The organism is Shewanella sp. 10N.261.52.F9 (assembly GCF_041471165.1).
GTDB lineage: Bacteria > Pseudomonadota > Gammaproteobacteria > Enterobacterales > Shewanellaceae > Shewanella > Shewanella marinintestina.
Genome location: NZ_JBFRNX010000006.1, coordinates 20,488 through 47,047, shown reverse-complemented (window position 1 = coordinate 47,047; position 26,560 = coordinate 20,488). Strand labels below are relative to the sequence as shown.

Here is a 26,560-nt window from a genome sequence, read left to right as displayed (position 1 = left end):
CTTTTGCCTTACCCCTCCTAATAGTCGAAATCTAACCTATCTCAGATCAATTTTTCTTAAGCTAATTTTCTTTATATTAGCCCTGCAATTTTGTTGGATACCTCTAATAAGTAAACAAATTTTACAATGCGGAACATTGGTTTAACAACCGCATGGTTGTCGCTGTAAACGGTAGCATTATTAGACTTATCTTAATTTTTATAATGAGAGTATTCCTTATCTTCCAGGAGTAAAAATGAACAAGCAACAGCCTGATCTGAACCGCAGATCTTTGCTGAAAGCACTGACCATTGGTGGCACCGCAAGTGTCGCTATCGCCGCGACAGGCGTCAGTGTTGCCCAAGCAAGTGAAACTAAAGTCAGTGCAAAGAATGACAATGGCTATCATGAAACTGCGCATATCCGTAGTTATTACAACAGCTTACGCGGATAGTTTAGGAGAATTTAAGCGATGAAGTTAACTCGCAAATCCAATGCGGCACCAACCACAGAGAAAAAAACTCTAGGTCTTAGTCGTCGTCAATTTATGAAGCATGCAGGTATTACATCTGGTGGTATCGCAGCAGCTTCTTTGTTGGGCACCGGCATGATGCGTCGTGCAGAAGCCAAAGACGTGCCATATGATGCACCAACTGAAATTAAGCGTACTGTATGTAGTGCGTGTGCGGTAGGTTGTGGTTTATACGCAGAAGTACAAAACGGTGTGTGGACAGGTCAAGAGCCAGCTTTCGATCACCCATTCAACGCCGGCGGTCACTGTGCTAAAGGTGCTGCACTGCGTGAACATGGTCACGGTGAAAAGCGTCTTAAGTACCCAATGAAGCTTGTTGATGGCAAGTGGAAGAAACTATCTTGGGAGCAAGCTTACAACGAAGTTGGCGACCAAATGCAGACCATTCGTAAAGAATCTGGTCCTGACTCTGTTTACTTTATGGGTAGTGCTAAGTTCTCGAACGAAGGCTGCTACATGTACCGTAAATTTGCGGCAATGTGGGGCACGAATAACGTCGACCACTCTGCACGTATTTGTCACTCTACCACTGTAGCCGGTGTTGCCAACACTTGGGGTTACGGTGCGCAAACTAACTCTTTCAACGACATCCAGAATGCAAACGCAATTTTCTTCATCGGCTCAAACCCGGCTGAAGCGCATCCTGTTGCTATGCAGCATATCTTGATCGCGAAAGAGAAGAATAACGCTAAGATTATCGTGGTTGACCCACGTTTCTCTCGTACAGCTGCTCACGCCGATCTGCACTGTGGTTTACGTCCAGGTACAGATATTCCATTTATCTACGGTATGCTTTGGCACATCTTCGAAAACGGTTGGGAAGATAAGACATTTATCGAGCAACGTGTCTTCGAAATGGACACAATTCGTGAAGAAGTGAAGAAGTTCCCACCTAAAGAAGTTGAGAACATCACAGGCTGCACAGAAGAAGAAGTTTACCAAGCGGCTAAAATGATGGCTGATAACCGTCCTGGTACGGTTGTTTGGTGTATGGGTGGTACTCAGCATCACGTCGGTAATGCTAACACTCGTGCTTACTGTATCCTGCAGCTAGCGCTAGGTAACATGGGCGTGTCTGGTGGTGGTACTAACATCTTCCGTGGTCACGATAACGTGCAGGGTGCAACTGACTTAGGTCTATTGTTCGATACGCTACCAGGTTACTACGGTCTTAAGACGGGTTCTTGGAAGCACTGGTGTAACGTTTGGGACCTAGATTACGGTTGGGTTAAGGATCGTTTCGACCAAAACTCATACCTAGGTCGCATCCCAATGAACACCCCAGGTATCCCTTGTTCTCGTTGGCATGATGGTGTGTTAGAAACACCTGAAAAGCTAGCGCAGAAAGACCGCGTGCGTATGGCGTTCTTCTGGGGTCAATCGGTTAACACTGAAACCCGTCAGCGTGATGTGCGTGATGCACTTGACCAAATGGACACCGTAGTGGTTGTGGATCCATTCCCAACTATGGCGGGTGTTATGCACCGTCGTAAGAATGGTGTTTATCTGCTACCAGCTGCAACTCAGTTCGAAACCCAAGGTTCTGTGTCTAACTCTGGCCGTTCACAACAGTGGCGTGAGCAGGTTATTGAGCCTTTATTCGAATCTAAAACTGACCTTGAGATCATGTACCGTCTATCGCAAAAGCTTGGTTTTGCAGATGAATACACTAAGCGTATTGCTAAAGATGCAAATGACGTATTAGTTATTGAGGACATTACCCGCGAAATCAACCGCGGTATGTGGACTATTGGTATGTCAGGTCAAAGCCCTGAGCGTTTGAAACTACATACCCAAAACTGGGGTACATTCAGCAACAAGACGCTTGAAGCTGCTGGCGGCCCTGCTAAGGGTGACACCTACGGTCTACCTTGGCCATGTTGGGGTACACCAGAGCAGAAGCACCCTGGTACCCAGATCCTTTATAACACAAACAAACACGTACTTGAGGGTGGCGGTAACTTCCGTGCTCGTTACGGTGTTGAGTATAAAGGTAAGAACCTACTTGCTGAAGGTAGCTACTCTAAAGGCGCTGAAATCCAAGACGGTTACCCAGAGTTCACAGCTGACATGCTTAAGCAACTTGGCTGGTGGGACGACCTAACTGCGGCTGAAAAAGCTGAAGCTGAAGGTAAGAACTGGAAGACCGATATCTCTGGTGGTATCCAACGTGTGGCAATGAAGCACGGTTGTATTCCATTCGGTAACGCTAAAGCACGCTGTATTGTTTGGACATTCCCAGACGAAGTACCTGTTCACCGTGAGCCGCTATATACGCCACGTCGTGATCTTGTGTCTAAGTACCCAACATATGCTGACATGCAAGTACACCGTCTACCAACACTGTACAAGACTATTCAAGATATAGACTCAGCAGCTAAGTATCCGCTAGGTCTGACTTCTGGTCGTTTAGTTGAGTACGAAGGTGGTGGTGAAGAATCGCGTTCAAACCCATGGTTGGCAGAACTTCAACAAGAGATGTTTGTTGAGATTAACCCAGCTGATGCGGCAGATCGCAGCATTCGTGACGGCGACACAGTATGGCTAGAAGGTGCTGAAGGTGGTCGTATTAAGATTAAGGCAATGGTCACTCCACGCGTTAAGCCTGGTGTTACTTGGATGCCTTACCACTTCGCGGGTGAGATGCACGGCGAAAGCTTAGCGCCTAACTACCCAGAAGGTACGGTTCCTTACGTTATTGGTGAATCAGCTAACACTGCATTGACTTATGGTTATGACCCTGTGACGCAGATGCAGGAAACCAAAGCATCGCTTTGTCAGATCACTAAAGCCTAAGTGCAGAATTAGCTAGGAGAATTGCCAGAATGGCTACAATGAAATTTTTATGTGATACCAAGCGCTGCATCGAGTGTAACGGTTGTGTCACAGCATGTAAGAACGAAAACGACTCTGCTCTAGAGTGGGGAATTCAACGTCGTCGCGTTGTGACAATCAACGACGGTGTTAAAGGCGAAGCATCTATCTCAGTAGCATGTATGCACTGTAGTGATGCACCTTGTATGGCAGTTTGCCCTGCAAACTGTTTCTACAAGACAGAAGACGGCATCGTACTTCACGACAAAGATACGTGTATCGGTTGTGGTTACTGCCTATACGCTTGCCCATTTGGCGCGCCACAGTTCCCTAAATCAGGTGCTTTCGGTGCTCGCGGTAAGATGGACAAGTGTACTTTCTGTGCCGGCGGCCCAGAAGAGAACTTCTCTGAAGCAGAGCGTCAGAAGTACGGTGCAAACCGTATCGCTGAAGGCAAGCTACCTATGTGTGCTGAGTTGTGTGCAACTAAAGCGCTATTAGCGGGTGACGCAGAAGTTGTTTCTGCCATCTTCCGTGAGCGTGTTGCATACCGTGGTTCTAACAAAAATGTTTGGGGCTAAGCCTTAAATATTGAGTTAGTCCATAATCGCTGCAAGCTGTCTCATTGAGATCGCTTGCAGCAATCAGGAGGTGACATGAACAAATGGTTCAAACACATAGGCGTGGCAATTGCACTGTTATTTAGTGTGTCGGTATTTGCCCACGATGGCCCTAAAGTGGGTGACACTAATGAAGTAAATAATGGTCAAATCTGGGCTCAGCTAAAAGCGGGCGAAGAAGGCTATACCACTTCAACGAGTGAGTTCCACGGCCAAGCAATTAACACGTATGACTTACGTGTACTTGAATTGCGCAGTGACATTCTTGCGCCAGCATTAATGGCAGCCCTTTTTGGGATGATCATTATTTTTGTGCTGTTTATCAAAGTGAACGGCATTTCTAAGCTGCACGGCGGATATTCAGGTAAGCTGGTTTATCGTTGGTCTAAGTTTGATGTATCAATTCACTGGCTAGGTGCGATTCCTTGTCTGTTATTGATCTTAACTGGCTTAACCTTGCTTGCAGGGCGTTTCTTCTTCCAGCCATACATAGGCGAAGGCGTATGGGCGGCAATGGTTAACGGTGCTAAGCAAGTCCACGACATCATGGCAATTCCGTTCATGTTAGGTTGGGCGTTAATGGTGACATTATGGGCTAAGAACCAAATGCCTAAGATGTATGACCTTAAGTGGATGATGGTTGTTGGTGGTTATATCAACTTCGGTCCATTCAAAGGTAAGCATCCTGACGCAGGTTTCGCTAACGCGGGTGAGAAATTATGGTTCTGGGCATTCGCTGCTTTTGGCTTACTCATTTCTGCTTCTGGCATGTTGTTGCTATTCCCGAACTTATTCGAGCCTAGCCGCACTCTAAGCCTAATTGCATTAGTGCTTCACTCAGTCAGTGCTATTATCATTACTGCTTTCTCAATCGTGCATATCTTTATGGCAACGGTTATGTCTGAAGGTGGTATGGAGTGTATGGTTTCTGGTTACTGTGACGAAACATGGGCAAGCCAGCACCATAACCTTTGGTTCGATGAGATCAAAGAAAACGGTACGCTTAAGTACAAAGAATAGTATTCGCTGAATATTGTCGTTAAATGCCCTGACTGAGTCGGGGCATTTTTTTGCTTACAGCTCTTACTTATAAACGCTATTAGCTATTCCTACCAAGTGTCTACCAGCTTTACTGCGATTGCAGATACCAAGCCACTATAAGGCTTGTTAGCCCTTATCCATGTATCTCATAGCGACGCCTAATGTGCGCTTGGTCATTCTGCCTTCCCTAAATCTTACTTGCTAGTCATGGAGTGTGCTCTCTGAGCGCTGTATTTAGCACGCAGAGCATCAGTATCTCGAAAGTTCGTCAGCCATAGTTACATTAGGCAGTCTGCTTCGGAGGCTCGCTTACTAACAGAGCCACATTTCCTGCCTATCTGCGTCTTAAATTCGTTTGCCCAGAACTCTTGGTACCGCTCAACTTATTACACTGCTTGGCATTACAGTTAACCAACAAACTAATGCTAAAAAACACTAAATGTAGCTTTAGATGCTAGTTAATGCGGCTTTGGCGGAAACACGTGTTAACTATTGGTGTTGTTGGCGCTTTGTACTTTAAGCTTATGACTTTAAGTTATTTTTAAGGTTTGTTTTCATAGTTTGTTGCGGATTATTTTGCTACTGAGCTTAAGTTGTCTTATTAAAACATGCTCTACTTAACACTTTTGTTCTGATTTGGCTAAAATCGAAGATTTAATCAGATTTAGATCAACTTTTCGGCCATTGAAATTCTTTATATTACGCCGGCTATATTGGGGATAACTCTAGTAAATATACACTTTTTACAATGTTAACCGACTGATTAACAAGCGGTTAACCTGCGTTGCAAGTCGTAGCGTTATTGGATCTATCTTAAGTGTTTATAAACAAAACTATTCCTTCCTACTAGGAGTGAAAATGAAAAAGCAACAGCCTGATCTGAATCGCAGATCTTTGCTGAAAGCACTAACTATCGGCGGCACTGCAAGTGTTGCTATCGCCGCAACTGGCGTAAGTGTTGCTCAAGCAAGTGAAACGAAAGTTAGCACCAAAAATGTAGATGGCTATCATGAAACTGCACATATTCGCAGTTATTACAATAGCTTACGCGGCTAGTTTAGGAGAAGTACAGCGATGAAGTTAACTCGCCAATCTAACGCGGCACCTACCGTAGAGAAAAAAACTCTAGGTATTAGCCGTCGTCAGTTTATGAAGCAAGCAGGTATCACATCTGGTGGTATCGCAGCAGCTTCTTTATTAGGCACAGGCATGATGCGTAAAGCAGAAGCTAAAGTGCAAACTGTAGCTCATGACGCACCAACTGAAATCAAGCGTACTGTATGTAGTGCTTGTGCGGTAGGTTGTGGTTTATACGCAGAAGTTCAAAATGGTGTTTGGACAGGTCAAGAGCCTGCATTTGACCACCCATTCAACTCTGGCGGCCACTGTGCTAAAGGCGCGAGCTTACGTTACCACACGCATTCAAATAAGCGTGTTAAGTACCCAATGAAGCTTGAAGGCGGTAAGTGGAAGAAGCTTTCATGGGAACAAGCTATTTCTGAAATCGGCGATAAGATGCTTGAGATCAATCAAACATCAGGTCCTGACTCAGTTTACTTCATGGGTAGTGCGAAGTTCTCTAACGAAGGTGCATACATGTACCGTAAGTTAGCGGCAATGTGGGGCACAAACAACGTTGACCATTCAGCACGTATTTGTCACTCAACGACGGTTGCTGGTGTTGCGAACACTTGGGGTTACGGTGCACAAACCAACTCTTTCAACGATATTCGTAACGCAAAAAATATCTTCCTGATTGGGGCAAACCCAGCAGAGGCGCATCCAGTAGCGATGCAGCACATTTTAATCGCCAAAGAGCGCGGCGCAACAATGACTGTTGCCGATCCACGTTTCTCTCGCACTATGGCGCATTCTGATATCCACCTACCATTACGTCCAGGTACCGATATTCCTTTGGTTTACGGTCTAATGTGGCACATTTTTGAAAATGGTTGGGAAGATAAAGAGTTTATCCGTACACGTGCTTACGGCATGGACAAGATCCGTGAAGAAGCTGCGCGTTGGACTCCTGAAGAAGTTGAAAACGTAACTGGCGTATCTCGCGAAGCTGTTTATGCTGCTGCTAAACAAATGGCGACTAACCGTCCAGGTACTGTAATTTGGTGTATGGGTGGTACTCAGCATCACGTTGGTAACGCTAACACGCGTATGTACTCTATCCTGCAGCTAGTGCTAGGTAACATGGGTGTGTCTGGTGGTGGTACTAACATTTTCCGTGGCCACGACAACGTTCAGGGCGCAACGGATATGGGTCTGCTATTCGATAACTTACCAGGCTACTACGGCGTTGGTGAAGGCGCATGGCACCACTGGTCTCGCGTATGGGATCTACCATTCGATTCAGTTAAAGCACGTTTCGACCAAAAGTCTTACTTAGGTCGTAGCCCTATGACTACTCCTGGTATGCCATGTTCTCGCTGGCAAGATGGTGTGTTAGACGCTAAAGACACTCTTGCTCAAAAAGATAACCTACGTCTAGCATTCTTCTGGGGCCAATCAGTGAACACTGAAACGCGTCAGATGGAAGTGCGTGACGCATTGGACAAGCTAGAAACTGTAGTTGTTGTTGATCCGTATCCAACAATGGCGGGTGTTATGCACCGTCGTCAAGATGGCGTTTACATCCTACCTGCTGCTACTCAGTACGAAGGCGAAGGTTCTGTAAACAACTCTGGCCGTAGTGCACAGTGGCGCCAACAGGTTGTTGAGCCGTTATTCGAGTCTAAGAATGACCTAGAAATCATGTACCGCTTAGCGAAGCATGTAGGCATTGCTGACACATGGACTAAGCACATCAAGGTTAATGGCAACATGCCTGATCCTGATGACATCATGCGCGAATACACTAAAGGTATGCGTTCAGTGGGTTACACAGGTTGGAGCCCAGAGCGTATCCGTGCTCACACCATGAACTGGGGCGATTTCTCTTCTGAAACGCTAGAAGCTGCTGGCGGCGTGAACAAGGGCGAGACTTACGGTCTACCTTGGCCATGTTGGGGTACTCCAGAGCAGAAGCACCCTGGTACACAGATTCTATACCGCACAGGTATGAACGTTAACCAAGGTGGTGGTAACTTCCGTGCTCGTTTTGGTGTTGAACACGAAGGCGTAAGCATCCTAGCTGAAGATTCAGCTTCTGTTGATGCTGACATTCAAGACGGTTACCCACAATTTGATGACAAGATGCTGAAGCAACTTGGCTGGTGGGATGAGCTAACTGCTGAAGAGAAAGCACTAGCTGAAAACCGTACTTGGGCTACTGACTTAGGTGGCGGTATCGTACGTGTTGCGCTAGCACACAACATGGTGCCATACGGTAACGCTAAAGCACGTTGTCGCGTTTGGACTTTCCCAGACGAAGTGCCTGTTCACCGTGAGCCAATCTACACAGCACGTCGCGATCTAATTGAGAAATACCCAACTCATAACGACATGCAAGTTCACCGTCTACCAACCTTGTACAAAACGTTACAAGACAAGGTTATTAGCGATGATCTAGATAAGAAGTACCCACTAATCTCTACTTCTGGCCGTTTGGTTGAGTACGAAGGTGGTGGTGAAGAGTCTCGTTCTTGCCCATGGTTGGCTGAACTTCAACAAGAAATGTTCATCGAAATTAACCCAGCTGATGCGGCAGATCGCGGCATTCGTGACGGTGATGACGTTTGGGTTGAAGGTGCTGAAGGCGGACGCATCAAGATCAAGGCGATGGTAACTCCACGTGTTGGTGCTGGTGTCACTTGGATGCCTTATCACTTCGCGGGTGTAATGCACGGTGAAGATCTGCAATATCCAGAATCTGGTGGAATTAGCACTAAGCCTTACGTAGTGGGTGAATCTTGTAACACGGTAATGACTTACGGTTATGACCCTGTGACTCAGATGCAAGAAACTAAAGCCACACTTTGTCAGATTGCTAAAGCTTAATTGCTGTATTAGCTAGGAGAATTGCCAGAATGGCTACAATGAAATTTTTATGTGATACCAAGCGCTGCATCGAGTGTAACGGTTGTGTCACAGCATGTAAGAACGAAAACGACTCTGCTCTAGAGTGGGGAATTCAACGTCGTCGCGTAGTGACTATCAATGACGGTGTTAAAGGCGAAGCCTCTATCTCTGTTGCTTGTATGCACTGTGATGATGCACCTTGTATGGCAGTTTGTCCTGCAAACTGTTTCTACAAGACAGAAGACGGCATCGTACTTCACGACAAAGATACGTGTATCGGTTGTGGTTACTGCCTATACGCTTGCCCATTTGGCGCGCCACAGTTCCCTAAATCAGGTGCTTTCGGTGCTCGCGGTAAGATGGATAAGTGTACTTTCTGTGCGGGTGGCCCAGAAGAGAACTTCTCTGAGGCAGAGCATCAGAAGTACGGTGCAAACCGTATCGCTGAAGGCAAGCTACCTATGTGTGCTGAGTTGTGTGCGACTAAAGCGCTACTAGCGGGTGATGCAGAAGTTGTTTCTTCAATCTTCCGTGAGCGTGTTGCATACCGTGGTTCTAAAAACGCAGCTTGGGGTTAATCAACTTAGGTTGACTAACTTCTGGCGTACCCTGAGTGGCTCATTAACGTGAGCCGCCCAGTGGTAATAGAGGACGTATTATGAACAAATGGTTAAAACACATAGGCGTAGCAATTGCACTGTTTTTCAGTGTGTCTGTATTTGCTAACGCTACTGATAAAGTGGGTGACACTATTGAAGTGAACAACGGCCAAATCTGGGCTCAGCTAAAAGCGGGCGAAGAAGGTCGTACAACTTCAACAAGTGAATTCCACACGCAAGCAATCAACACGTATGACTTACGTGTACTTGAATTGCGTAGTGATATTCTTGCTCCAGCATTAATGGCTGCCTTGTTCGGCATGATCATTATTTTTGTCCTGTTTATCAAAGTGAATGGAATTTCTAAGCTTCACGGTGGTTACTCAGGCAAGCTGGTTTACCGTTGGTCTAAGTTTGACGTATCAATTCACTGGCTAGGTGCGATTCCTTGTCTGCTATTGATCCTAACAGGCTTAATGCTAATTGCTGGCCGATACTTCGTTCAGCCTTACATCGGTGAAGGCCTATGGGCTAGTCTAGTTAACGCTTCTAAGCAGATCCACGACATCATGGCGATTCCGTTCATGTTAGGTTGGGCGCTAATGGTGACGTTATGGGCTAAGAACCAGATGCCTAAGATGTATGACCTTAAGTGGATGATGGTTGTTGGTGGTTACATCAACTTCGGTCCATTCAAAGGTAAGCACCCAGACGCTGGTTTCGCTAACGCGGGTGAGAAATTATGGTTCTGGGCATTCGCTGCTTTCGGCCTAGTAATTTCTGCATCTGGTATGTTGCTACTATTCCCGAACTTGTTCGAGCCTAGCCGCACACTAAGCTTAATCGCGCTAATTCTTCATTCAGTCAGTGCTATTATCATTACTGCTTTCTCAATCGTGCATATCTTTATGGCAACGGTTATGTCTGAAGGTGGTATGGAGTGTATGGTTTCTGGTTACTGTGACGAAACATGGGCAAGCCAGCACCACAATCTTTGGTTCGATGAGATCAAAGAAAACGGTACGCTTAAGTACAAAGAGTAATCCTCTTTTCACTTAATGCTTAAACACCTCAGCTATTCGTAGCTGGGGTGTTTTTTTATCTGTGAAGCATTGTACGTTTTATGCGCAAACGCTAAAGTATGACTTACTTAACAAAAAAACTTACATTTCATTGATAGGAAACGCTAAATCGTAACCTAATCACGTTTTAAGCTCATTTAAAGTGCTAATTTTGCTCATCGCTAGTGCATTCCAATGTTTCCGATTCTTTTGCCATTAGCATTCTTTTATAGGAATTTATATGTCGTCAATTATTCTGCCTGATTCAGTTCAACCTTATAACGCCAACATCACTACGCCTGACTGGATGATTAGCGGTATGGAAAAAGTCATGCAGTTTTATGTGGATCGTAATTTACGACTCGATACGGTTTCGGCTGAAATGATGCCAAACCCAATCGAAGGTAAGAAGTATATGTTGTATGCACATGTACCGTTTTGCCATACCTTATGTTCGTACTGTACTTTCCATCGCTTCCTATTTAAAGAAGACAAGGCACGCGCTTACTTCATCTCTTTGCGTAAAGAGATGGATATGGTTAAAGCTTTAGGTTATGACTTTGAATCTATGTATATCGGTGGCGGTACAACCACGGTATTAGAAGATGAGCTTGCACGAACTATTGAGCATGCTAAAAAGCTGTTCCCAAGTATTAAAGAAGTCTCATGTGAGTCAGATCCGCAACACTTAGATAGCGAAGGCTTTAAGCAGCTTGAAGGCCTAGTCGACCGTATGTCTATCGGCGTACAAAGCTTTAATGACGACATCTTGGCGATGACAGACCGTATTGAAAAGTTCGGTACTGGCCAGCAGACGTTTGATAAGATCATGGCGGCCAAAGAGCTGTTTCCAATCATCAATGTCGATCTTATCTTTGGTTTCCGTGGTCAAACTGACGAAGTGATCCAGCATGATTTGGATATGGCATCTAAGCTTGATCCTCGCCAAATCACCACTTACCCATTAATGATCACTCACCAAACTCGTAAGAGTGTTAAAGGTAAGCTCGCGGCTCCTCAAGGTGATATGGCGCGTCAGTATCGTCAAATCCTAAACAGCCTTAACGGTCAATATAACCAGCTATCGGCATGGGCGTTTGGTAAAGCAAATGATGAAGGGTTTGACGAGTATGTGATTGATTTTGATGAATACTTAGGCGTGGGCTCGGGCTCATTTAGCTTCTTAAATGACACGCTTTATGTAAACACCTTCTCATTGCGTAATTACCAAGAGCGTATTGCGAATGGCAAAATGGGTGTGGACCAACAGAAGCGCTATGGTCGTAAAGAAGTGATGCAGTATCGCTTCCTATTAGGCATGTTCTCGGGTCGCCTATCACGTAAGTATTTCCGCGAAACATTTGGGGTTAACTTAGACACTGCGCTATTTAAAGAGATGACTTCGATGAAAGCCATCGGCGCAATTAAGAATGACCCAACTGATCCAGACAACCTGATTATCACCGATAACGGTAAGATGATGGGATTGTTGATGATGAAAGAGTTCTATTCTGGCATGGATAACGTCCGCGCTCAGCTACGTAAGCCACTTAAAGCTTGCGATATGTAAGACTCGTAATTTGCCGTCAGCTACCGTTGGCGGTTATTAGATACAAAAAAGGGTGAAGCTAACAAGCTTCACCCTTTTGTTTCTATTAGGCGCTGTAATTTCTTGATGTCTTCTTTGATCTGCAACACATAGTCATCTGTGTATTGCAGTTGCTCAAATTCAAACAAACACGCCTGGTAGCGAGCCAATTGTGCTTCTGGTGTCGTGCCAAATTCCATTTGGTCGTGGATGCCAATAATTGAGTCCATTCAACTATCCTGTAAGTAGGCTTGCCAATATCTTATATCGCAAATTTTTATTTGCGTAGCGCTGTATCGGCTTGTGTATGCTAATAATAGTTGATTTCTAGCGAATTGCTCTGCTTTGATAATATTATTTTCAATAAGTTACCAATAAAGTGCAAAAACAAGGTGTTAATCGCTGGGTATTAGCTCTTACACTAGCTTAAGAGATCGCTTACAGGGTTAACGATAAAAGCCTTATCCCTGTCGTTACTTCAGGGCAGAGCTTGGAACCCTGAATAAAATCTCTTACTATCGAATGAACTCTTGTTTATATCGAGCTGTTATGGCGAATATCTTGTTGGTAGCAAACCTCAACTGCGATCGTATTTTCAACCTCAACCAACCTCTTAAAACAGGTGGACGATTCCATTATCAAGATGGTGGTCAGCGTTTAGGTGGTGGTGGTGCCAATACGGGCATAGGCCTCGTCTGGGCTGGACATCAGGTATCGCTGGTAACAGAAGTGGGCCGAGATGACGTCGGAGACTGGTTGCTTGCTGAGGCGAGTACCCAAGGGATCAATTGCAGTTTGATCCAAAGGCGTGCAGGCAATACTTGCGAAATGTTATTGATGATGACACCTGACGGTGAGCGCACCATTATCAGACCTGAGCGACCCAAATTTGAGTTGCCATTGCCGCCAAACTGGCAAGATGTCGATGCACTATATATCAACTCGTCGACTGAAGGTGCGGCTAGCTGGGCGAAAACGGCGATGAATCACTGCTGGGTAGTTGCACAATTAGCCAAAGATCAGCGTTCTCGACCTTGCCATATATTAATAGCGTCGCTCAGTGATATGGAGGGGCGCTGTGATGGGGAACCTTGGTTATTCGCACAATCGATAGCTGGCGATAAACTTAAGTATTTTGTCGTAACTGACGGCGAAAATGGTGCGACGCTTTATAGCGAAAAAGAAACCAAGCGGGTTGCTGCCATACCAAGTGATGTGATCGATACCACAGGCGCGGGCGATGCTTATGCAGCAGGGCTTATTCATGGTTTAGTTCGTCAGCAAAGCATTTTAGGATCTATGCAAGAAGCTGCTGTTTGGTCCGGTTTTGCTGTGGCTTGCAATAGCTCAATCCCAGGTAAAGGTTTAAAGCATTACCTGACAGAAACACCTTAATTTGGCTGACTCCAAGTTCAACGCTGACTTAGTTCTGTCATCTTGGCGTCATATGACAGTCATTTTTGCTGCTTAATATAGTAAGCAGATAATCTCTGACTGTAATACTTCCAATTTGTCTATTTATGCCCTGTTGCCCTAACAGGGCATTTTTTTTAGTTTCTAAGGCGATTGCATCGAAAGTCGTGCGAGCGCTATCTTTTTTGGTTATTATTCACAAAAGTTTAACAATCATTGTGTTTCACTAAGTTAGATCACTGTAGTTGAGTGAGGGCTGTTATATGGGCAATAGAGTTTTTAGCGATAAGAAACGTTTTATTTGGATTTTGTCGTTATTATTATTAACCGCCTTTGCGGTGACCAGTGGCATAAGCTATCAAGTTGCTCATGACTCATTAAGTAAACAAATTAAAGATAATAATCTGCCGTTAACCAGCGATAATATTTACTCTGAAATCCAACAAGATTTATTACGGCCGATTTTTATTTCCTCACTCATGGCTCAAGATACTTTCGTTCGAGATTGGGCGATTAATCAAGAGCAAACTCCCGATGATTTGATCCGTTATCTGAAAGAGATCCAAGAAAAATACGAAACAGTGACCAGCTTCTTTGTGTCTGAGTCTAGCCGTAATTATTACCACTCCAGCGGCGTACTTAAACGAATTGAAGATATTAACCCTGATGATGCTTGGTATTTTCGGGTGCGATCACTGCCTAAGTCAGAGCACTATGAAGTGAATATCGATCCTGATAGTGCTGATCAAAATCGCACCGTGATTTATGTAAATTATAAAGTATTCGACTTTGACGGTAATTTTATCGGGGTTACCGGCGTTGGTTTAGCCGTTGAAAGTGTAAAGCGCCTGATTGAGTTATATCAGCAGCGCTATAATCGCAATGTTTATTTCACTGATAGGCAAGGTAATATCACTCTTCACAGTGAGCTGTATCAAGGAGCTTCGAACTTACAGGACAGCCCGGGGCTTGAGAAGTTAGCGACACGTATTCTTACCAGCCCAAGCAGTTCTTTTGCTTATCAAAAAGAAGGGCAAACGGTTTATCTAAATAGTCGTTTGGTATCAGAGTTTAAGTGGCATTTGGTGGTAGAACAGGACGATGCCCAAAGTGAACAAAAGTTACTGACCACCTTTTGGGTTAATATCGGTTTGAGCCTGTTAGTTACCATCGGTGTGTTAATCATAGCTAATATGACTCTTGGAAAGTATCAGCGCAAACTGGAAGTCATGGCATCAACAGATAAGCTTACCGGCGCGGCAAATCGCCAGGCCTTTGAAGAGCACTTTGCTAAAGTCTTGACGCAATCGGTACTCGATGGCTCGCCGATCTCGATATTGTTGATGGATATTGACCACTTTAAAAAGGTTAACGATAGTCATGGTCATAATGTCGGAGATTTAGTTATCCAAACATTAAGTCACCTGCTTAAGGGCCAATTGGGTGAAGAAGAGCTATTGTGCCGGTGGGGAGGTGAAGAGTTTTTAATTTTGCTACCTAAGTGCAGTTTAAGCCAAGGTGGTGAATTGGCCGAAAGGATTAGGGGATTAGTCGCTGAGCGAGAGCTGAGCGTTAATGGTAGTCAGATTAATGTGACGATTAGTTGTGGCGTTGCTGAATATCGTCACGCAGAAAAAGCTGAAGAGTTAATTAACCGAGTCGACATCGCACTTTACCAAGCCAAAGAGCAGGGACGAAATAGAGTGGTCCTGTCGTATTAGTTTGATTGGTATTTATCTTGATAAAGTAGCTGCATTAATTTATGCCAGCAATGTTAGGATAGTTTAAGTTTTTCAATAGAGTGGATTTGATGCCGGTGCAAACTTTAGCTGAACAGATCTCAGGCCTATATCAAGGCGAAGTGATAGTCGATCTTGGTGGTGTTACCTCAGGAATAAATAATAAAAACGCAGTAACAGCATTAACTGTTGGGGCGTTAGGTGTCGTGGGCGACGTGCAAGCAGATCCTAAGCATCATGGCGGCGCTGACCGGGTATTACATCATTTTCCTAGAGAACACTACGGTCAGTATCGTCGCTGGGATATGATGGCAAGCTTTAAAGATGCACCAGCTATGGGCGAAAATATTAGTACCGTTGGCCTAGATGAAACCCAAGTGCATATTGGCGATATCATCAAAATTGGTGATGTTGAATTACAGGTGACTCAGCCGCGCTCCCCCTGCTTTAAGCTTAATCGCCAATTTGGCCATCAAGAGTTTGCGCTAGCGATGCAGCAAAGTGGACGCTGCGGTTGGTTCTACCGTGTATTAACACCAGGGACCATATCTGCAAATGACTCGGTTGTGTTAGTTAAGCGCTTGACGGATATCAGCATTGCAGAAGCGATGCATATCTATTTCTTACCTGAGTTTGATGCACTGGAGTATCAGCGTTTAGCTGACTGCGATGGGCTAGCTGTGGCATGGGTAAATAGCTTACAACGCCGTATTGAGAATCAAGCAATCGAAGATTGGCAGATGCGCTTATATGGCCCAAAGTAGGCTGCGGTAAACGTTATTCAACAGATTTTAATATTATAATTCAAAGGAGTGAAATGCATGACCCAAGATGAAAAAAATATGGGGATCATCGTACAAGTAGCAAGCTTTTCTGGGTATCTAGTGCCATTTGGCAGTATTTTGGGACCATTGATCGTGTGGTTGATGAAGCGCGATGAGTTTCCATTTGTGGAATCATGTGGCCGTAACTGTCTAAATTTTAAAATTAGTCTATTTATCTATGTCACTATTAGCGCGATTTTAATGTTGGTAGGTATCGGTTTTATCCTATTAGCAATATTAGCCATAGCTGACATAGTGTTTACCATTATTGCAGCGATTAAAGCCAGCGAAGGCGAAAGCTATAAATATCCGCTGACGATTAATTTTATTAAGCCAAGAGCTGAATAAAGTGTAAGCGAGTTATCAGCATTAAAGAAACCGCCTATTGAGCTTTCATTAGGCGGTTTTTTATTTGAATTACACTTTAAAGCTGGCGACGAGTGAGTCGAGCCTACGGGCTAATTGAATAAGTGTCTGGCTTGCTTGTGCTGCATCTTCAGCAGTTTCAGCTGTGCGTTGAGTAATATCATTAATATCACTGACATTGCGATTGATATCTTCAACCACGGTTGATTGCTCTTCTGTTGCGGCGGCTACCTGAGTGTTCATATCGCTGATAGAGCCGATACGGTCACTAATTCCAGTTAGCGATTGGCTAGCTTCATCGACCGCAGTTACCCCCGCGACTGAGCGGGCACGGCTTTGCTCCATTGCCTCTACTGCGCGGGTGGCTTCAGCTTGTAGCTTATTGATCATCACTTGTACTTCGTTGGTCGACGTTGCTGTACGTGAGGCTAAGTTACGCACTTCATCGGCTACTACAGCAAAGCCACGACCAGCCTCACCTGCACGCGCAGCTTCAATTGCAGCGTTCAGTGCGAGTAAATTGGTTTGCTCTGATACAGCGCGGATCACATCCAAAATAGACTCGATAGACTTGGTATGTGTTGCTAAAGACTCAACCACTTCACCCACTTGCTCAACATCATCAGATAACTGATTGATCGTCTCGCGGGCACGGGTTACTACCACTTGGCCGTTATTTGAGTCTGTATCTGCGGCTCTAGCAGTATCTGCTGCTTGGGCGGCATTGCTAGCTATTTCATTAACTGTTGCGCCCATCTCATTAATCGCAGTCGCCACCATAATGGTTTGGTCTTTTTGCAGTTGGCTGTCTGCTAATGTGCGCTGCGCTTGACGTGAGACATCGTTAGCTGATGCTGTCAGCTGAGCGCTAGCCTCACCGACTTCTATCACTGATGCCTGAATTTTGCTGATAAAGCTATTGAAGCCTTTAGCTAATTGCGCCAGCTCATCGTTACCCTCAACCGGTAAGCGTTGACGTAGATCGCCTTCACCTTCACCAATATTGTCGAGCATATTGGCGACGTTAGCGATAGGGCGGCTTACAGAGCTTGCCACTAAACTTGCGAGCGCGATGAAAGTAGCAGCAATAATCGCAGTCCAAATTAAGATTTTGTACGCTGAGTCTTCAAGTAACGAGAAAATTTCTGCTTCAGGAACCTGCGCGATCAAGTACCAGTCCATTGATGGAATATAGCTACTGGCGATCAGCATTGATTCGCCATTTAGCTCTGCTTTCATAAGACTAAAATCGTTTTTCTGCATTAAGTCGGCAGTATTAAGTCCCGGATACAGACTGTTGATGCTAGCTTGGCCAATTTGGCGGGTATCTTGATGCAGCTTTACTTGGCCCTTGGCATCCACTAGATAAACAAAACCCGATTGTTCAATTTTAAATGAACGTAGTAATTGCACCATATCATCAAGTGACTTGCCAAGGCCTACCAAACCGCGACCATGTGGCTGCTGGTAGTTGATAAAGAGTTTTACTTCACCGTTGCTTTCAGTGAACACATTGAGCATCTTTTCTTGGCCGCTATTTTTGTAGTCAAAAAACCAGTTGTCTTGGTTTGGTGACAAAATGCGTAAGAAGCCATCTTGGGTGTAATAAGCTGCAGTTTCTCTATCAGCAAAAGAGGCTTGTGCTAAACCATATTGACGAGTTAAATCACCCAGCAGATCGACTACCAGTGCTTCATGACTTTGCGGGCGATCTTCTTCGAGCCACTGTAATAGCATTCTGTTATTGGCTAACTGCTCGGCAGCATGCATTAAGCTGGAGATATTTAACTCAAGCTTATTGCGGATCTGCGCCATGATATTAGGCATTTCAGAGCTTAGCATGCGCTGCTCAATCACTTGTTTAGCGCTTTGTTGACTCAGAATACCGACAAGAGCTGTCGAGAGTAATACTGCTAGAGCGACGGTAAGCAGAATTTTCTGTTTGATGGTGAGCATATTCAATTTCATAAAAATGTGATTGCCTATACAGCCAAGTACATGACCGGAAGTTGTTAATTGCAGAGTTGTCAGCAAGCACACAAGCTAAATGTAGCCCATGAAGTCGATGACGAGTAAATGGATATAAACTGTAGGATTTAAAGGTAGGTATCTGAATTTCAGTCTGAAATTTGTACGCTTTTATTAGAGCGGCGGATTATGTCGAGTTTTTGTTTGCTCTGCAACCCAAAACGCACACCTTTTGGTGTGCGTTTACATTATTTAAATACAGAGTTTTGGTTTATATCAAGTTACATATTCGGGTAGTTTGGACCACCGCCACCCTCAGGTGTTACCCAGGTAATATTCTGGCTAGGGTCTTTAATGTCACAAGTTTTACAGTGGATACAGTTTTGGCCATTGATGACGAAGGTTTTCTCACCGGCTTCCTCTATAATTTCATATACGCCAGCAGGGCAATAGCGCTGCGCTGGCTCATCAAACTTAACCAAATTAACATCAATCGGGATACGGGCATCCTTTAATCGCAAATGGCACAGTTGATCTTCTTCATGAAAGGTATTTGAAAGATAAACCGATGACAGCTTATCGAAGCTTAATTTGCCATCGGGTTTAGGGTAATCAATTTTACTGTAAGCACTGGACTCTGCCATTTGGGCGTAATCCGGTTTTTCATCACGGAGGGTGACAGGAAATTTACCGCCGAACCAGTTTTGGTCGATAAAGTTAAATGCACCGCCTAAGTAGGTACCGAATTTATGCATTGCAGGGCCAAAGTTGCGAGAGCAATAGAGCTCCTCTTTGAGCCAACTTTTATCAAAACGGTCTTGCAAACAATCAAGATCTTTACCGGCTTCAACACCGGCCATCATAGCTTGGGCTAGTGTTTCTGCGGCTAACATACCGCTCTTCATCGCGGTATGAGTACCTTTAATTTTGGCAAAGTTCAGTGTGCCAGCATCGCAGCCAATAATCATGCCGCCAGGGAAGGTGAGCTTAGGTAGAGAGTTGAGGCCGCCTTTGGTGATTGCGCGCGCGCCGTAGGCAATACGCTCGCCGCCAGTTAAGGTTTTAGCAATCACTGGATGCGTTTTAAAACGCTGGAACTCATCAAACGGGCTTAGATGTGGGTTTTTGTAGTTAAGGTCAACAATTAAACCTACAGCTATTTGATTGTTTTCTAGGTGATACATAAAGCCACCACCCGAAGCGCCTTCCGTTAATGGCCAGCCGCCGGTGTGGACCACTTTACCAAGTTGATGTTGCTCGCTCGGCACTGTCCAAATTTCTTTAAAGCCTAAGCCGTAATGCTGCGGTGTTTTGCCGTTATCGAGGTGGAACTTCTCAATCAGTTGCTTGCCTAGGTGGCCGCGACAACCTTCGCCAAATACGGTGTATTTAGCGTGTAGCTCCATACCTGGTTCATAACCATCTTTAGGCTGGCCATCTTCACCTACGCCCATATCGCCAATTTGAATGCCCTTAACACTGCCATCTTCGTTAAACAGCAGGTCACTGGCAGGGAATCCAGGAAATACTTCAACGCCTAATTCTTCGGCGCGCTCAGCTAGCCAGCGGCAAAGGTTCCCGACACTGATAATGTAGTTGCCATGGTTGTGCATAGTCTTAGGAACAAGCGAGTTGGGCATCGCTCGGGCATCGCTTGCCGAGCTAAGCATATAGATTTCATCGTCAGTCACAGCGGTGTTTAAAGGCGCGTTTTTATCGCGCCAATCGTCAAATAACTCATCGAGTACTTTGGGTTCAAATACTGCACCAGACAAAATGTGCGCACCCACTTCAGAGCCTTTTTCGACAACACAAACAGTCAGCTCTTGGCCACTGTCTTTAGATATTTGCATTAAACGACATGCAGCAGCTAATCCTGAGGGGCCTGCACCCACGATTACTACATCGAATTCCATCGATTCGCGTTCCATCAGATCACCTTTCCTTCTTTCCCCCGATGACAATAGTGCAAATTGAATCAACCACACTATAAACGGGTGTTTTAATGTTTTGTTTCACCTTACCTGAAAATCGCGCAAGGTCACAGCGTTTCCATGCTTGTAATGCAGATATTTTAAGCGTTTTTTGGCGTGATTACTGTCACAAAAACTTTATATGTGATGGTTTTTGACGAGAAATGTGGCCTAAAGGGTATGGTTTGTCACACAAATACGCCTATAATCAAGGTTGACGGTTCTCCGAGCTTCTTACCCTACGTCGAGACAGATACGGGTTTTTAGCCGTGGCAATAACGCCACCGGGGTGAGAAAAGAAATGATCTCACCTCCCCTTACTTGGAAAGGTGATCATGTCCCAACTACAAGACAATTTTGGTCGACGGTTTCATTATTTACGTATGTCGGTAACTGACGTATGTAACTTTAAATGCACGTATTGCCTCCCCGATGGCTACCGCCCTGATGGTAAGCCAAAGTTTCTCGATCTCAATGAAATCGAGCATCTAGTTTCGGCTTTCTCACAGGTCGGCACTCAAAAAATCCGTATTACTGGTGGTGAGCCGTCTTTGCGAAAAGACTTCACTGACATTATCCGTATCGTAAAAGATAACGATAAGATCAATACCATTGCGACGACCACTAACGGCTATCGCTTAGCTAAACATGCCCAAGAGTGGTATGATGCAGGCTTAAGACGCATCAATATTTCGGTCGATAGTCTCGACCCAAAAATGTTCTACCAGATCACGGGTGAGAATAAGTTTGATGAAGTGATGCGTGGTGTTGATGCGGCATTAGAAGCGGGTTTTGAGCGAGTAAAAATCAATGCTGTGCTGCTAAAAGGCCTGAACGATAAAGATCTGCCACGCTTTTTACACTGGATTAAAAGTACCCCAATTGACTTACGTTTTATTGAGTTAATGGAAACGGGCTTAGGCCATGATTACTTTAAGGCGCATCACTTAGCCGGTAATGATATCAAGTTGCAGCTAGAAGATGCGGGTTGGCAGTTTGACACCCCTGCGGTTGACGATGGTCCAGCGCAAAACTTCAGTCATCAAGATTACCAAGGTCGTATCGGCTTGATTATGCCGTACGCGAAAAACTTCTGTGCTAGCTGTAATCGTTTGCGAGTATCTGCCAAAGGTAAATTGCACCTTTGCCTGTTTACCGAAAATGGTGTGGATCTACGTGACTTACTGCAGACACCAGATCAGCAAGCTGAGTTGATTGAGCGTTTGCATGGCCAACTTGCCCAGAAAAAAGAAACTCACTTCTTACATGACGGCATTACAGGTGTAACACAGCACTTGGCATCTATTGGCGGCTAATTAAACTCTGATCTGACGCAACGTAAGTTGCGTCAAAAACTAGGTATAATTGTCACCAAGACTCAGTAAAATATGACTCGGTAAAATAAGAGACCATTATGGGACACTGCACTCAAAGCAAGTTTACTGCGCTAAACATTGCTGTTTTAACCTTATCTGACACCCGTAACTTTGAATCTGATACTTCTGGTGCTTTCCTTGAAAGTGCATTGCTAGAAGCGGGTCATACTTTGGCTGACCGCCAGATTATTAAAGATGACAAATACCAGATCCGCTCAGTGTTATCTCAATGGATAGCATCGAATGAAGTGCAAGTGATTATTACCACTGGTGGCACAGGCTTTACCGATAGAGATAACACACCTGAAGCAGTTAAGCCGTTATTTGATCGCGAGATTGAAGGCTTTGGTGAGTTGTTTCGCCATATTACTTACACCGAACTTGGCACTTCAACAGTGCAATCGCGCGCGCTGGGTGGTTTTGCTAATAAAACGGCAATCTTCTGCTTACCAGGTTCAACGGGGGCGTGTAAGACTGGTTGGAATAAGCTGATTAAAGAACAACTTGATGCAACACATCGCCCTTGTAACTTTGTGATGCACGTGAAAAAAATCACCGAATAGACCTTGTTAGAGCTCTATATTGCGGTACTTTGACCATATTTTTAGAAAAAGGCGTAACTCTAATGACCAATGCTTTTACCCATATTAATGCAGATGGCAATGCTCACATGGTAGATGTGACCGATAAGTCTGTAACAGAGCGTGAAGCGCGTGCAGAAGCCTACATTGAAATGGCGAGCGAAACCCTAGAGATGATAATGAGTGGCAGCCACCACAAAGGTGATGTATTTGCTACAGCTCGTATCGCTGGTATTCAAGCGGCAAAGAAAACCTCTGATTTGATCCCGCTATGTCATCCTCTTATGTTGACCAAGGTGGAAGTTGAGCTGGAAGCGCAGCCTGAGCACAACCGTGTGTGGATCCGTAGCTTATGTAAACTTTCTGGCAAAACGGGTGTAGAAATGGAAGCATTAACAGCAGCTTCTACAGCCGCCTTGACCATTTACGATATGTGTAAAGCAGTTCAAAAAGATATGGTGATTTCTCAGGTACGTTTAACTGAGAAGCGTGGCGGTAAGTCTGGGCACTTTAAGGTATAGAGAAGATTATGATTAACGTATTATTTTTTGCACAAGTTAGAGAGCTCCTAGGCACCGCAAGCGTTAAAGTTGAAGCCGGTGAACACACCCAAACAGCTGAAGGCCTACGTGCCACTTTAGCTGCAACAGATGACAAGTGGGCTAAAGTACTGGCATCAGACAAACTGTTAGTTGCGGTAAACCAAACTATCAGCCAGTGGGACAGCGCTATTGTAGATGGTGATGAAGTGGCATTCTTCCCACCAGTAACTGGAGGCTAAGATGATCCGAGTACAAACTCAGGACTTTAATGTTCCAGAGGAATATCACTTAATCAGCCAAGATAACAGCGATGGCGCAGTCGTCACTTTTGTTGGCAAAGTGCGTGATTTTAATGATGGTAGTGCGGTAACTGATTTAACGCTTGAGCATTACCCTGGCATGACAGAAGCGGTGCTTAATCAGATTGAAGCTGAGGCGCGTGAGCGTTGGCCGCTAAACAATGTCACTATTATTCACCGTGTTGGCGCTATGGCGCTGGGTGAGCAAATCGTATTTATTGGCGTGACTAGCGCACACCGTAAAGCGGCATTTGCTGCCTGTGAGTTCTTAATCGATTTTCTAAAGACCAAAGCGCCGTTTTGGAAATTAGAGGCCGGTGACAAAGGCGCTAACTGGGTTGAAGCCCGTGACGCTGATGAGCAAGCTGCAAAAATGTGGGATAAGTAAAGCGTTACATTGGCGCTGTTAAAGGACGCAAGGAGATTGGCTAAATGAAGTTTAGGGTGATGTTACTGGCATTATTGCTGCCCTTTTTAGCAATGAGTAAAGTGGTTTTAGCAGCGCAAGATGTTCCAGCTATTGCGGCGGCGTCGAGCATTAAATTTGCTCTCGATGATATCGCCAAGCAATTTGCCGATGAGACTGGCCGTAATGTGCGGATCTCTTATGGTTCTTCGGGTAATTTTGTAGCGCAAATCCGTAATGGCGCGCCTTTTGAGTTATTTTTATCGGCTGACGAGCGTTATATCACTCAGTTAGCTAAGGCGCAGCAAACACCTGATCAAGGTGTGATTTACGCCGTAGGTCAATTAGCGATTGCCGCACCTAAGTCTTCACCTTTACCGCTAGATGCCAATTTAGAGGGAGTGAAGCAGTTTTTAGAGGCTAAGCAGCTCAAACGTTTTGCGATTGCTAATCCTGACCACGCACCTTATGGCGAGCGCGCTAAAGAAGTGCTGCAAAAACTGGGGCTTTGGCAAGATATTCAGCCGAATTTAGTGTTTGGCGAAAACGTTTCTCAAGCAGCGCAATTTGCGGTGAGCGGCGCAACGCAAGGTGGCTTAGTCGCTTTATCGTTAGCGGTGGCTAAACCGTTTAAGGCCCGGGCAAATTACGTGGTGATCCCGCAAGAATATTATACGCCGCTCGATCAGCGTATGGTGTTGACCTTGAAAGCAGGTGAAACCGCTAAACTCTTTTATACCTACCTACAATCTGACGCTGCTCAGGCTGTATTTGCCGATTACGGCTTTGCGAGAGCGACTCATTAATGGATTGGCAAGCCTTACTGCTATCAATCAAGCTCAGCACAGTGACTGTGCTTATCTTAATCCCGCTAGCTATTATAGCGGGACGTTTTTTGGCTTATCGCCATTTCCCGGGTAAATCTTGGGTTGAAGCCTTAGTGATGGTGCCTTTAGTGTTGCCACCTACAGTAATCGGTTATTACTTGCTGGTGGGCTTAGGCAGTGAATCTTGGATTGGCCGTATGCTAGAGCAATTGCTTGGTCATCAACTGGTGTTTCATTTCTCTGGGCTGGTGGTCGCGTCCATCTTAGTCAATATTCCGTTTGCGATTCAGCCAATTCAGCGAGCATTTGAAGCCGTACCTGAAGACGTGCGTGATGCGGCGGCCTGTTGCGGTATGAGCCGTTTAAAAGTGCTATTCAAGATTGAGCTACCTATGGTGTGGCCGGGTGTACTAACCGCTATTGTATTGTGCTTCTCCCATGTGTTGGGTGAGTTTGGTGTGGTACTGATGATGGGCGGTAACATTGCTGGCGAGACCAAGACGATTGCAATTTCTATTTATGACAGCGTACAAGCATTCGACTTTGCCAGTGCTGGTAATATGTCGCTGGTATTACTCTTGTTTGCGATTACGGTATTGGCATTAACCACCAGTCTATCACGCCGTGTTGGAGGCCAGCATGTCGCAAACCGTCGCTGATCTTTATTGCCGGATTAAACAAAACAAGCCGATTAAATTGGATGCTGAGTTTAGCTGCAAAGCCGGTGAAGTACTGGCTGTTGTTGGCCCATCTGGCGGGGGGAAATCAACCTTACTGCGGATGATTGCTGGTTTATCACAGCCAGAAAATGGTGAGATCCGTTACGGTGATCGCCAATGGTTTAGTGATACCGATAAAGTGCAACTCACGCCGCAGCAACGTCATTTAGGCTATGTGCCCCAACACTTTGGTCTGTTCCCTAATTTAACCGCGTTACAAAATGTGGTGGCCGCGTTAGACCATATCCCTAAAGCGGAGCGCGAAGCGCGAGCAAAGGATTGGCTAGAGCGAGTTAATCTGCATGGCTTGCCTGATAGATTGCCTGCGCACCTTTCAGGTGGTCAGCGACAGCGTGTAGCGCTGGCGAGAGCGCTTGCGCGTGAACCATCGGTGTTATTGCTTGATGAACCCTTTTCTGCGGTTGATAGAGAAACCCGCGAACGTTTATACCTAGAGCTAGCTAGACTTAAAGAGCAGTTGGCTATTCCCGTTATTATGGTGACTCATGACTTAAATGAAGCACTCTTGCTAGCCGACAGCATGATTTTGATTAGCCAAGGTAAGATGTTGCAGCAAGGTAGGCCCCATGAAGTGCTGACTCGTCCACGAGATGAAGCTGTGGCTAAACAGATGGGTCTGCGTAATATCTTTGATGCTGAAGTGATAGCGCAAGAAGAAGAACGGCAGATCACTTGGCTTAAATTTGGTGAGCATTTAATTGCGAGTACTTATTTTGACAGCTTAGATGTGGGCACCAAAGTACGCTGGGTTATTCCTAATCAAGGCATACGCTTTAATTCGATTAAAAAGGGCAGGTTGTGTCGTAGCTTTAACAAACTCGACATTACCATCGACTCAATGCTGGTGATGGGCGAAAGCGTAAGAGTGTTAGCGAGTGTGGTTGGGGTTGAGCATAAGATCCATGCTGAAGTTCCGTTACATTTAGCACAGAAGTTAGAACTGGCAGTCGGAACAGAAACTACCGTCGCACTCAAGTCAGAATTGATTCATATCTTAGATTAGTGCTGCTGGATTTAGTGCAGAGAAGCTAGAGTTAGCTGTTGTTATTGAAACCACAGTCGCGCTGAAATCTGAGCTGATCCATATCTTAGATTAGTGTAGCTGTATTTAGTGCAAAAAGTTAACACTAACAGTTGGTACTGAAATCACAGTCGCTCTACAATCAGAGTTGATCTATATATTGGATTAGTGGCTGTTCAAGCTTGGCAAACTCTTAATTAAGCTAAGGTTAAGCATATGATCAAAGTTTAATCTTTGCTCCATCTAGATGTTATATAGAATGTCATACTATGTGCTCCTACA

At 45.0% G+C, this 26,560-nt stretch carries 24 protein-coding genes and 1 riboswitch; of the genes, 21 read left to right on the top strand and 3 right to left on the bottom strand.

Annotated features, from left to right (window positions below):
- Positions 1 to 235 precede the first annotated feature (235 nt).
- The 9 genes from AB4298_RS04920 (at position 236) to AB4298_RS04880 (ending at position 12,185) form a co-directional block, all read left to right on the top strand.
- Positions 236 to 433 (top strand): twin-arginine translocation signal domain-containing protein, encoded by a 198-nt coding sequence (locus AB4298_RS04920; protein ID WP_248999696.1) that lies wholly within the window; start codon positions 236 to 238, stop codon positions 431 to 433.
- 18 nt (positions 434 to 451) lie between these two features.
- Positions 452 to 3,307 carry a formate dehydrogenase subunit alpha gene (locus tag AB4298_RS04915; protein ID WP_248999695.1) on the top strand — a complete coding sequence of 952 codons (2,856 nt, stop codon included), beginning with the start codon at positions 452 to 454 and terminating at the stop codon, positions 3,305 to 3,307.
- 29 nt (positions 3,308 to 3,336) lie between these two features.
- Positions 3,337 to 3,906: a formate dehydrogenase FDH3 subunit beta gene (fdh3B, locus tag AB4298_RS04910; protein WP_248999694.1), complete on the top strand. Its 570-nt coding sequence runs from the start codon at positions 3,337 to 3,339 to the stop codon at positions 3,904 to 3,906.
- Between the two features lie 75 nt (positions 3,907 to 3,981).
- Positions 3,982 to 4,965: a formate dehydrogenase subunit gamma gene (locus AB4298_RS04905; protein ID WP_371985892.1), complete on the top strand. Its 984-nt coding sequence runs from the start codon at positions 3,982 to 3,984 to the stop codon at positions 4,963 to 4,965.
- Positions 4,966 to 5,844: 879 nt separating this feature from the next.
- On the top strand, positions 5,845 to 6,042 hold the full coding sequence (locus AB4298_RS04900; RefSeq protein WP_028766715.1) for a twin-arginine translocation signal domain-containing protein: 198 nt from the start codon (positions 5,845 to 5,847) through the stop codon (positions 6,040 to 6,042).
- Between the two features lie 18 nt (positions 6,043 to 6,060).
- Entirely contained in the window at positions 6,061 to 8,934 is a 2,874-nt protein-coding gene (locus tag AB4298_RS04895; protein ID WP_248999691.1) for a formate dehydrogenase subunit alpha, read from the top strand.
- Positions 8,935 to 8,963: 29 nt separating this feature from the next.
- The gene (gene fdh3B / locus AB4298_RS04890; RefSeq protein WP_248470346.1) at positions 8,964 to 9,533 is read left to right on the top strand and encodes a formate dehydrogenase FDH3 subunit beta; all 570 of its coding nucleotides are present in this window, start codon (positions 8,964 to 8,966) and stop codon (positions 9,531 to 9,533) included.
- 80 nt (positions 9,534 to 9,613) lie between these two features.
- On the top strand, positions 9,614 to 10,597 hold the full coding sequence (locus tag AB4298_RS04885) for a formate dehydrogenase subunit gamma (RefSeq protein ID WP_248999690.1): 984 nt from the start codon (positions 9,614 to 9,616) through the stop codon (positions 10,595 to 10,597).
- A 259-nt stretch (positions 10,598 to 10,856) separates the two neighbouring features.
- Positions 10,857 to 12,185: a coproporphyrinogen III oxidase family protein gene (locus AB4298_RS04880; protein ID WP_248999689.1), complete on the top strand. Its 1,329-nt coding sequence runs from the start codon at positions 10,857 to 10,859 to the stop codon at positions 12,183 to 12,185.
- A 68-nt stretch (positions 12,186 to 12,253) separates the two neighbouring features.
- On the opposite strand, the gene AB4298_RS04875 is transcribed toward AB4298_RS04880, so the two are convergent.
- Positions 12,254 to 12,433, bottom strand: coding sequence for a hypothetical protein (locus AB4298_RS04875; RefSeq protein ID WP_248999688.1), 180 nt, complete (start codon positions 12,431 to 12,433; stop codon positions 12,254 to 12,256).
- A gap of 319 nt (positions 12,434 to 12,752) precedes the next feature.
- Between AB4298_RS04875 and AB4298_RS04870 the strand changes: the two genes are divergently transcribed.
- The 4 genes from AB4298_RS04870 (at position 12,753) to AB4298_RS04855 (ending at position 16,527) form a co-directional block, all read left to right on the top strand.
- On the top strand, positions 12,753 to 13,598 hold the full coding sequence (locus tag AB4298_RS04870; RefSeq protein WP_248999687.1) for a PfkB family carbohydrate kinase: 846 nt from the start codon (positions 12,753 to 12,755) through the stop codon (positions 13,596 to 13,598).
- A 281-nt stretch (positions 13,599 to 13,879) separates the two neighbouring features.
- Positions 13,880 to 15,337 carry a sensor domain-containing diguanylate cyclase gene (locus AB4298_RS04865; protein WP_248999686.1) on the top strand — a complete coding sequence of 486 codons (1,458 nt, stop codon included), beginning with the start codon at positions 13,880 to 13,882 and terminating at the stop codon, positions 15,335 to 15,337.
- A gap of 89 nt (positions 15,338 to 15,426) precedes the next feature.
- Positions 15,427 to 16,119 carry an MOSC domain-containing protein gene (locus AB4298_RS04860; RefSeq protein ID WP_371985891.1) on the top strand — a complete coding sequence of 231 codons (693 nt, stop codon included), beginning with the start codon at positions 15,427 to 15,429 and terminating at the stop codon, positions 16,117 to 16,119.
- Between the two features lie 57 nt (positions 16,120 to 16,176).
- Entirely contained in the window at positions 16,177 to 16,527 is a 351-nt protein-coding gene (locus tag AB4298_RS04855; protein WP_248999684.1) for a DUF4870 domain-containing protein, read from the top strand.
- 69 nt (positions 16,528 to 16,596) lie between these two features.
- On the opposite strand, the gene AB4298_RS04850 is transcribed toward AB4298_RS04855, so the two are convergent.
- Positions 16,597 to 18,513, bottom strand: coding sequence for a methyl-accepting chemotaxis protein (locus AB4298_RS04850; protein WP_371985890.1), 1,917 nt, complete (start codon positions 18,511 to 18,513; stop codon positions 16,597 to 16,599).
- A 281-nt stretch (positions 18,514 to 18,794) separates the two neighbouring features.
- Positions 18,795 to 20,444, bottom strand: coding sequence for an electron transfer flavoprotein-ubiquinone oxidoreductase (locus AB4298_RS04845; protein ID WP_371985889.1), 1,650 nt, complete (start codon positions 20,442 to 20,444; stop codon positions 18,795 to 18,797).
- Between the two features lie 253 nt (positions 20,445 to 20,697).
- Positions 20,698 to 20,834: riboswitch (molybdenum cofactor riboswitch) on the top strand.
- On the opposite strand from AB4298_RS04845, the gene moaA reads away from it, so the two are divergent.
- The 8 genes from moaA to AB4298_RS04805 all read left to right on the top strand — a co-directional run bounded on the left by moaA (position 20,822) and on the right by AB4298_RS04805 (position 26,260).
- Complete coding sequence (gene moaA / locus AB4298_RS04840) at positions 20,822 to 21,802, top strand: GTP 3',8-cyclase MoaA (protein WP_248999681.1); 981 nt, start codon at positions 20,822 to 20,824, stop codon at positions 21,800 to 21,802. (Overlaps the previous riboswitch by 13 nt.)
- A gap of 98 nt (positions 21,803 to 21,900) precedes the next feature.
- The gene (moaB, locus tag AB4298_RS04835; RefSeq protein WP_248999680.1) at positions 21,901 to 22,425 is read left to right on the top strand and encodes a molybdenum cofactor biosynthesis protein B; all 525 of its coding nucleotides are present in this window, start codon (positions 21,901 to 21,903) and stop codon (positions 22,423 to 22,425) included.
- Between the two features lie 62 nt (positions 22,426 to 22,487).
- Positions 22,488 to 22,964: a cyclic pyranopterin monophosphate synthase MoaC gene (gene moaC, locus AB4298_RS04830; protein ID WP_041411171.1), complete on the top strand. Its 477-nt coding sequence runs from the start codon at positions 22,488 to 22,490 to the stop codon at positions 22,962 to 22,964.
- Between the two features lie 8 nt (positions 22,965 to 22,972).
- Entirely contained in the window at positions 22,973 to 23,224 is a 252-nt protein-coding gene (gene moaD / locus AB4298_RS04825) for a molybdopterin synthase sulfur carrier subunit (protein ID WP_248999679.1), read from the top strand.
- Between the two features lies 1 nt (position 23,225).
- Positions 23,226 to 23,672, top strand: a complete 447-nt coding sequence (gene moaE / locus AB4298_RS04820; protein ID WP_248999678.1) for a molybdopterin synthase catalytic subunit MoaE — start codon at positions 23,226 to 23,228, stop codon at positions 23,670 to 23,672.
- 44 nt (positions 23,673 to 23,716) lie between these two features.
- Positions 23,717 to 24,496, top strand: coding sequence for a molybdate ABC transporter substrate-binding protein (gene modA / locus AB4298_RS04815; protein ID WP_248999677.1), 780 nt, complete (start codon positions 23,717 to 23,719; stop codon positions 24,494 to 24,496).
- Positions 24,496 to 25,176, top strand: coding sequence for a molybdate ABC transporter permease subunit (modB, locus tag AB4298_RS04810; RefSeq protein WP_248999676.1), 681 nt, complete (start codon positions 24,496 to 24,498; stop codon positions 25,174 to 25,176). Before modA ends, modB begins: the two co-directional genes overlap by 1 nt.
- Positions 25,157 to 26,260, top strand: a complete 1,104-nt coding sequence (locus tag AB4298_RS04805; RefSeq protein WP_371985888.1) for an ABC transporter ATP-binding protein — start codon at positions 25,157 to 25,159, stop codon at positions 26,258 to 26,260. The genes modB and AB4298_RS04805 overlap by 20 nt, the downstream gene beginning before the upstream one ends.
- The last annotated feature ends 300 nt before the right edge of the window (positions 26,261 to 26,560 follow it).

What these genes read in the sequence shown, in the direction of transcription:
- moaC (WP_041411171.1), top strand. Translation starts at nt 22,488, where the DNA reads ATGACCAATGCTTTTACCCATATTAATGCAGATGGCAATGCTCACATG.
- modB (WP_248999676.1), top strand. Translation starts at nt 24,496, where the DNA reads ATGGATTGGCAAGCCTTACTGCTATCAATCAAGCTCAGCACAGTGACT.
- AB4298_RS04875 (WP_248999688.1), bottom strand. Translation starts at nt 12,433, where the DNA reads ATGGACTCAATTATTGGCATCCACGACCAAATGGAATTTGGCACGACA.
- AB4298_RS04870 (WP_248999687.1), top strand. Translation starts at nt 12,753, where the DNA reads ATGGCGAATATCTTGTTGGTAGCAAACCTCAACTGCGATCGTATTTTC.
- AB4298_RS04860 (WP_371985891.1), top strand. Translation starts at nt 15,427, where the DNA reads ATGCCGGTGCAAACTTTAGCTGAACAGATCTCAGGCCTATATCAAGGC.
- moaA (WP_248999681.1), top strand. Translation starts at nt 20,822, where the DNA reads ATGTCCCAACTACAAGACAATTTTGGTCGACGGTTTCATTATTTACGT.
- moaB (WP_248999680.1), top strand. Translation starts at nt 21,901, where the DNA reads ATGGGACACTGCACTCAAAGCAAGTTTACTGCGCTAAACATTGCTGTT.
- AB4298_RS04920 (WP_248999696.1), top strand. Translation starts at nt 236, where the DNA reads ATGAACAAGCAACAGCCTGATCTGAACCGCAGATCTTTGCTGAAAGCA.
- modA (WP_248999677.1), top strand. Translation starts at nt 23,717, where the DNA reads ATGAAGTTTAGGGTGATGTTACTGGCATTATTGCTGCCCTTTTTAGCA.
- AB4298_RS04805 (WP_371985888.1), top strand. Translation starts at nt 25,157, where the DNA reads ATGTCGCAAACCGTCGCTGATCTTTATTGCCGGATTAAACAAAACAAG.
- AB4298_RS04880 (WP_248999689.1), top strand. Translation starts at nt 10,857, where the DNA reads ATGTCGTCAATTATTCTGCCTGATTCAGTTCAACCTTATAACGCCAAC.
- AB4298_RS04905 (WP_371985892.1), top strand. Translation starts at nt 3,982, where the DNA reads ATGAACAAATGGTTCAAACACATAGGCGTGGCAATTGCACTGTTATTT.
- moaE (WP_248999678.1), top strand. Translation starts at nt 23,226, where the DNA reads ATGATCCGAGTACAAACTCAGGACTTTAATGTTCCAGAGGAATATCAC.
- AB4298_RS04895 (WP_248999691.1), top strand. Translation starts at nt 6,061, where the DNA reads ATGAAGTTAACTCGCCAATCTAACGCGGCACCTACCGTAGAGAAAAAA.
- AB4298_RS04855 (WP_248999684.1), top strand. Translation starts at nt 16,177, where the DNA reads ATGACCCAAGATGAAAAAAATATGGGGATCATCGTACAAGTAGCAAGC.
- AB4298_RS04900 (WP_028766715.1), top strand. Translation starts at nt 5,845, where the DNA reads ATGAAAAAGCAACAGCCTGATCTGAATCGCAGATCTTTGCTGAAAGCA.
- AB4298_RS04865 (WP_248999686.1), top strand. Translation starts at nt 13,880, where the DNA reads ATGGGCAATAGAGTTTTTAGCGATAAGAAACGTTTTATTTGGATTTTG.
- fdh3B (WP_248470346.1), top strand. Translation starts at nt 8,964, where the DNA reads ATGGCTACAATGAAATTTTTATGTGATACCAAGCGCTGCATCGAGTGT.
- AB4298_RS04850 (WP_371985890.1), bottom strand. Translation starts at nt 18,513, where the DNA reads ATGAAATTGAATATGCTCACCATCAAACAGAAAATTCTGCTTACCGTC.
- AB4298_RS04885 (WP_248999690.1), top strand. Translation starts at nt 9,614, where the DNA reads ATGAACAAATGGTTAAAACACATAGGCGTAGCAATTGCACTGTTTTTC.
- moaD (WP_248999679.1), top strand. Translation starts at nt 22,973, where the DNA reads ATGATTAACGTATTATTTTTTGCACAAGTTAGAGAGCTCCTAGGCACC.
- AB4298_RS04845 (WP_371985889.1), bottom strand. Translation starts at nt 20,444, where the DNA reads ATGGAACGCGAATCGATGGAATTCGATGTAGTAATCGTGGGTGCAGGC.
- AB4298_RS04915 (WP_248999695.1), top strand. Translation starts at nt 452, where the DNA reads ATGAAGTTAACTCGCAAATCCAATGCGGCACCAACCACAGAGAAAAAA.
- fdh3B (WP_248999694.1), top strand. Translation starts at nt 3,337, where the DNA reads ATGGCTACAATGAAATTTTTATGTGATACCAAGCGCTGCATCGAGTGT.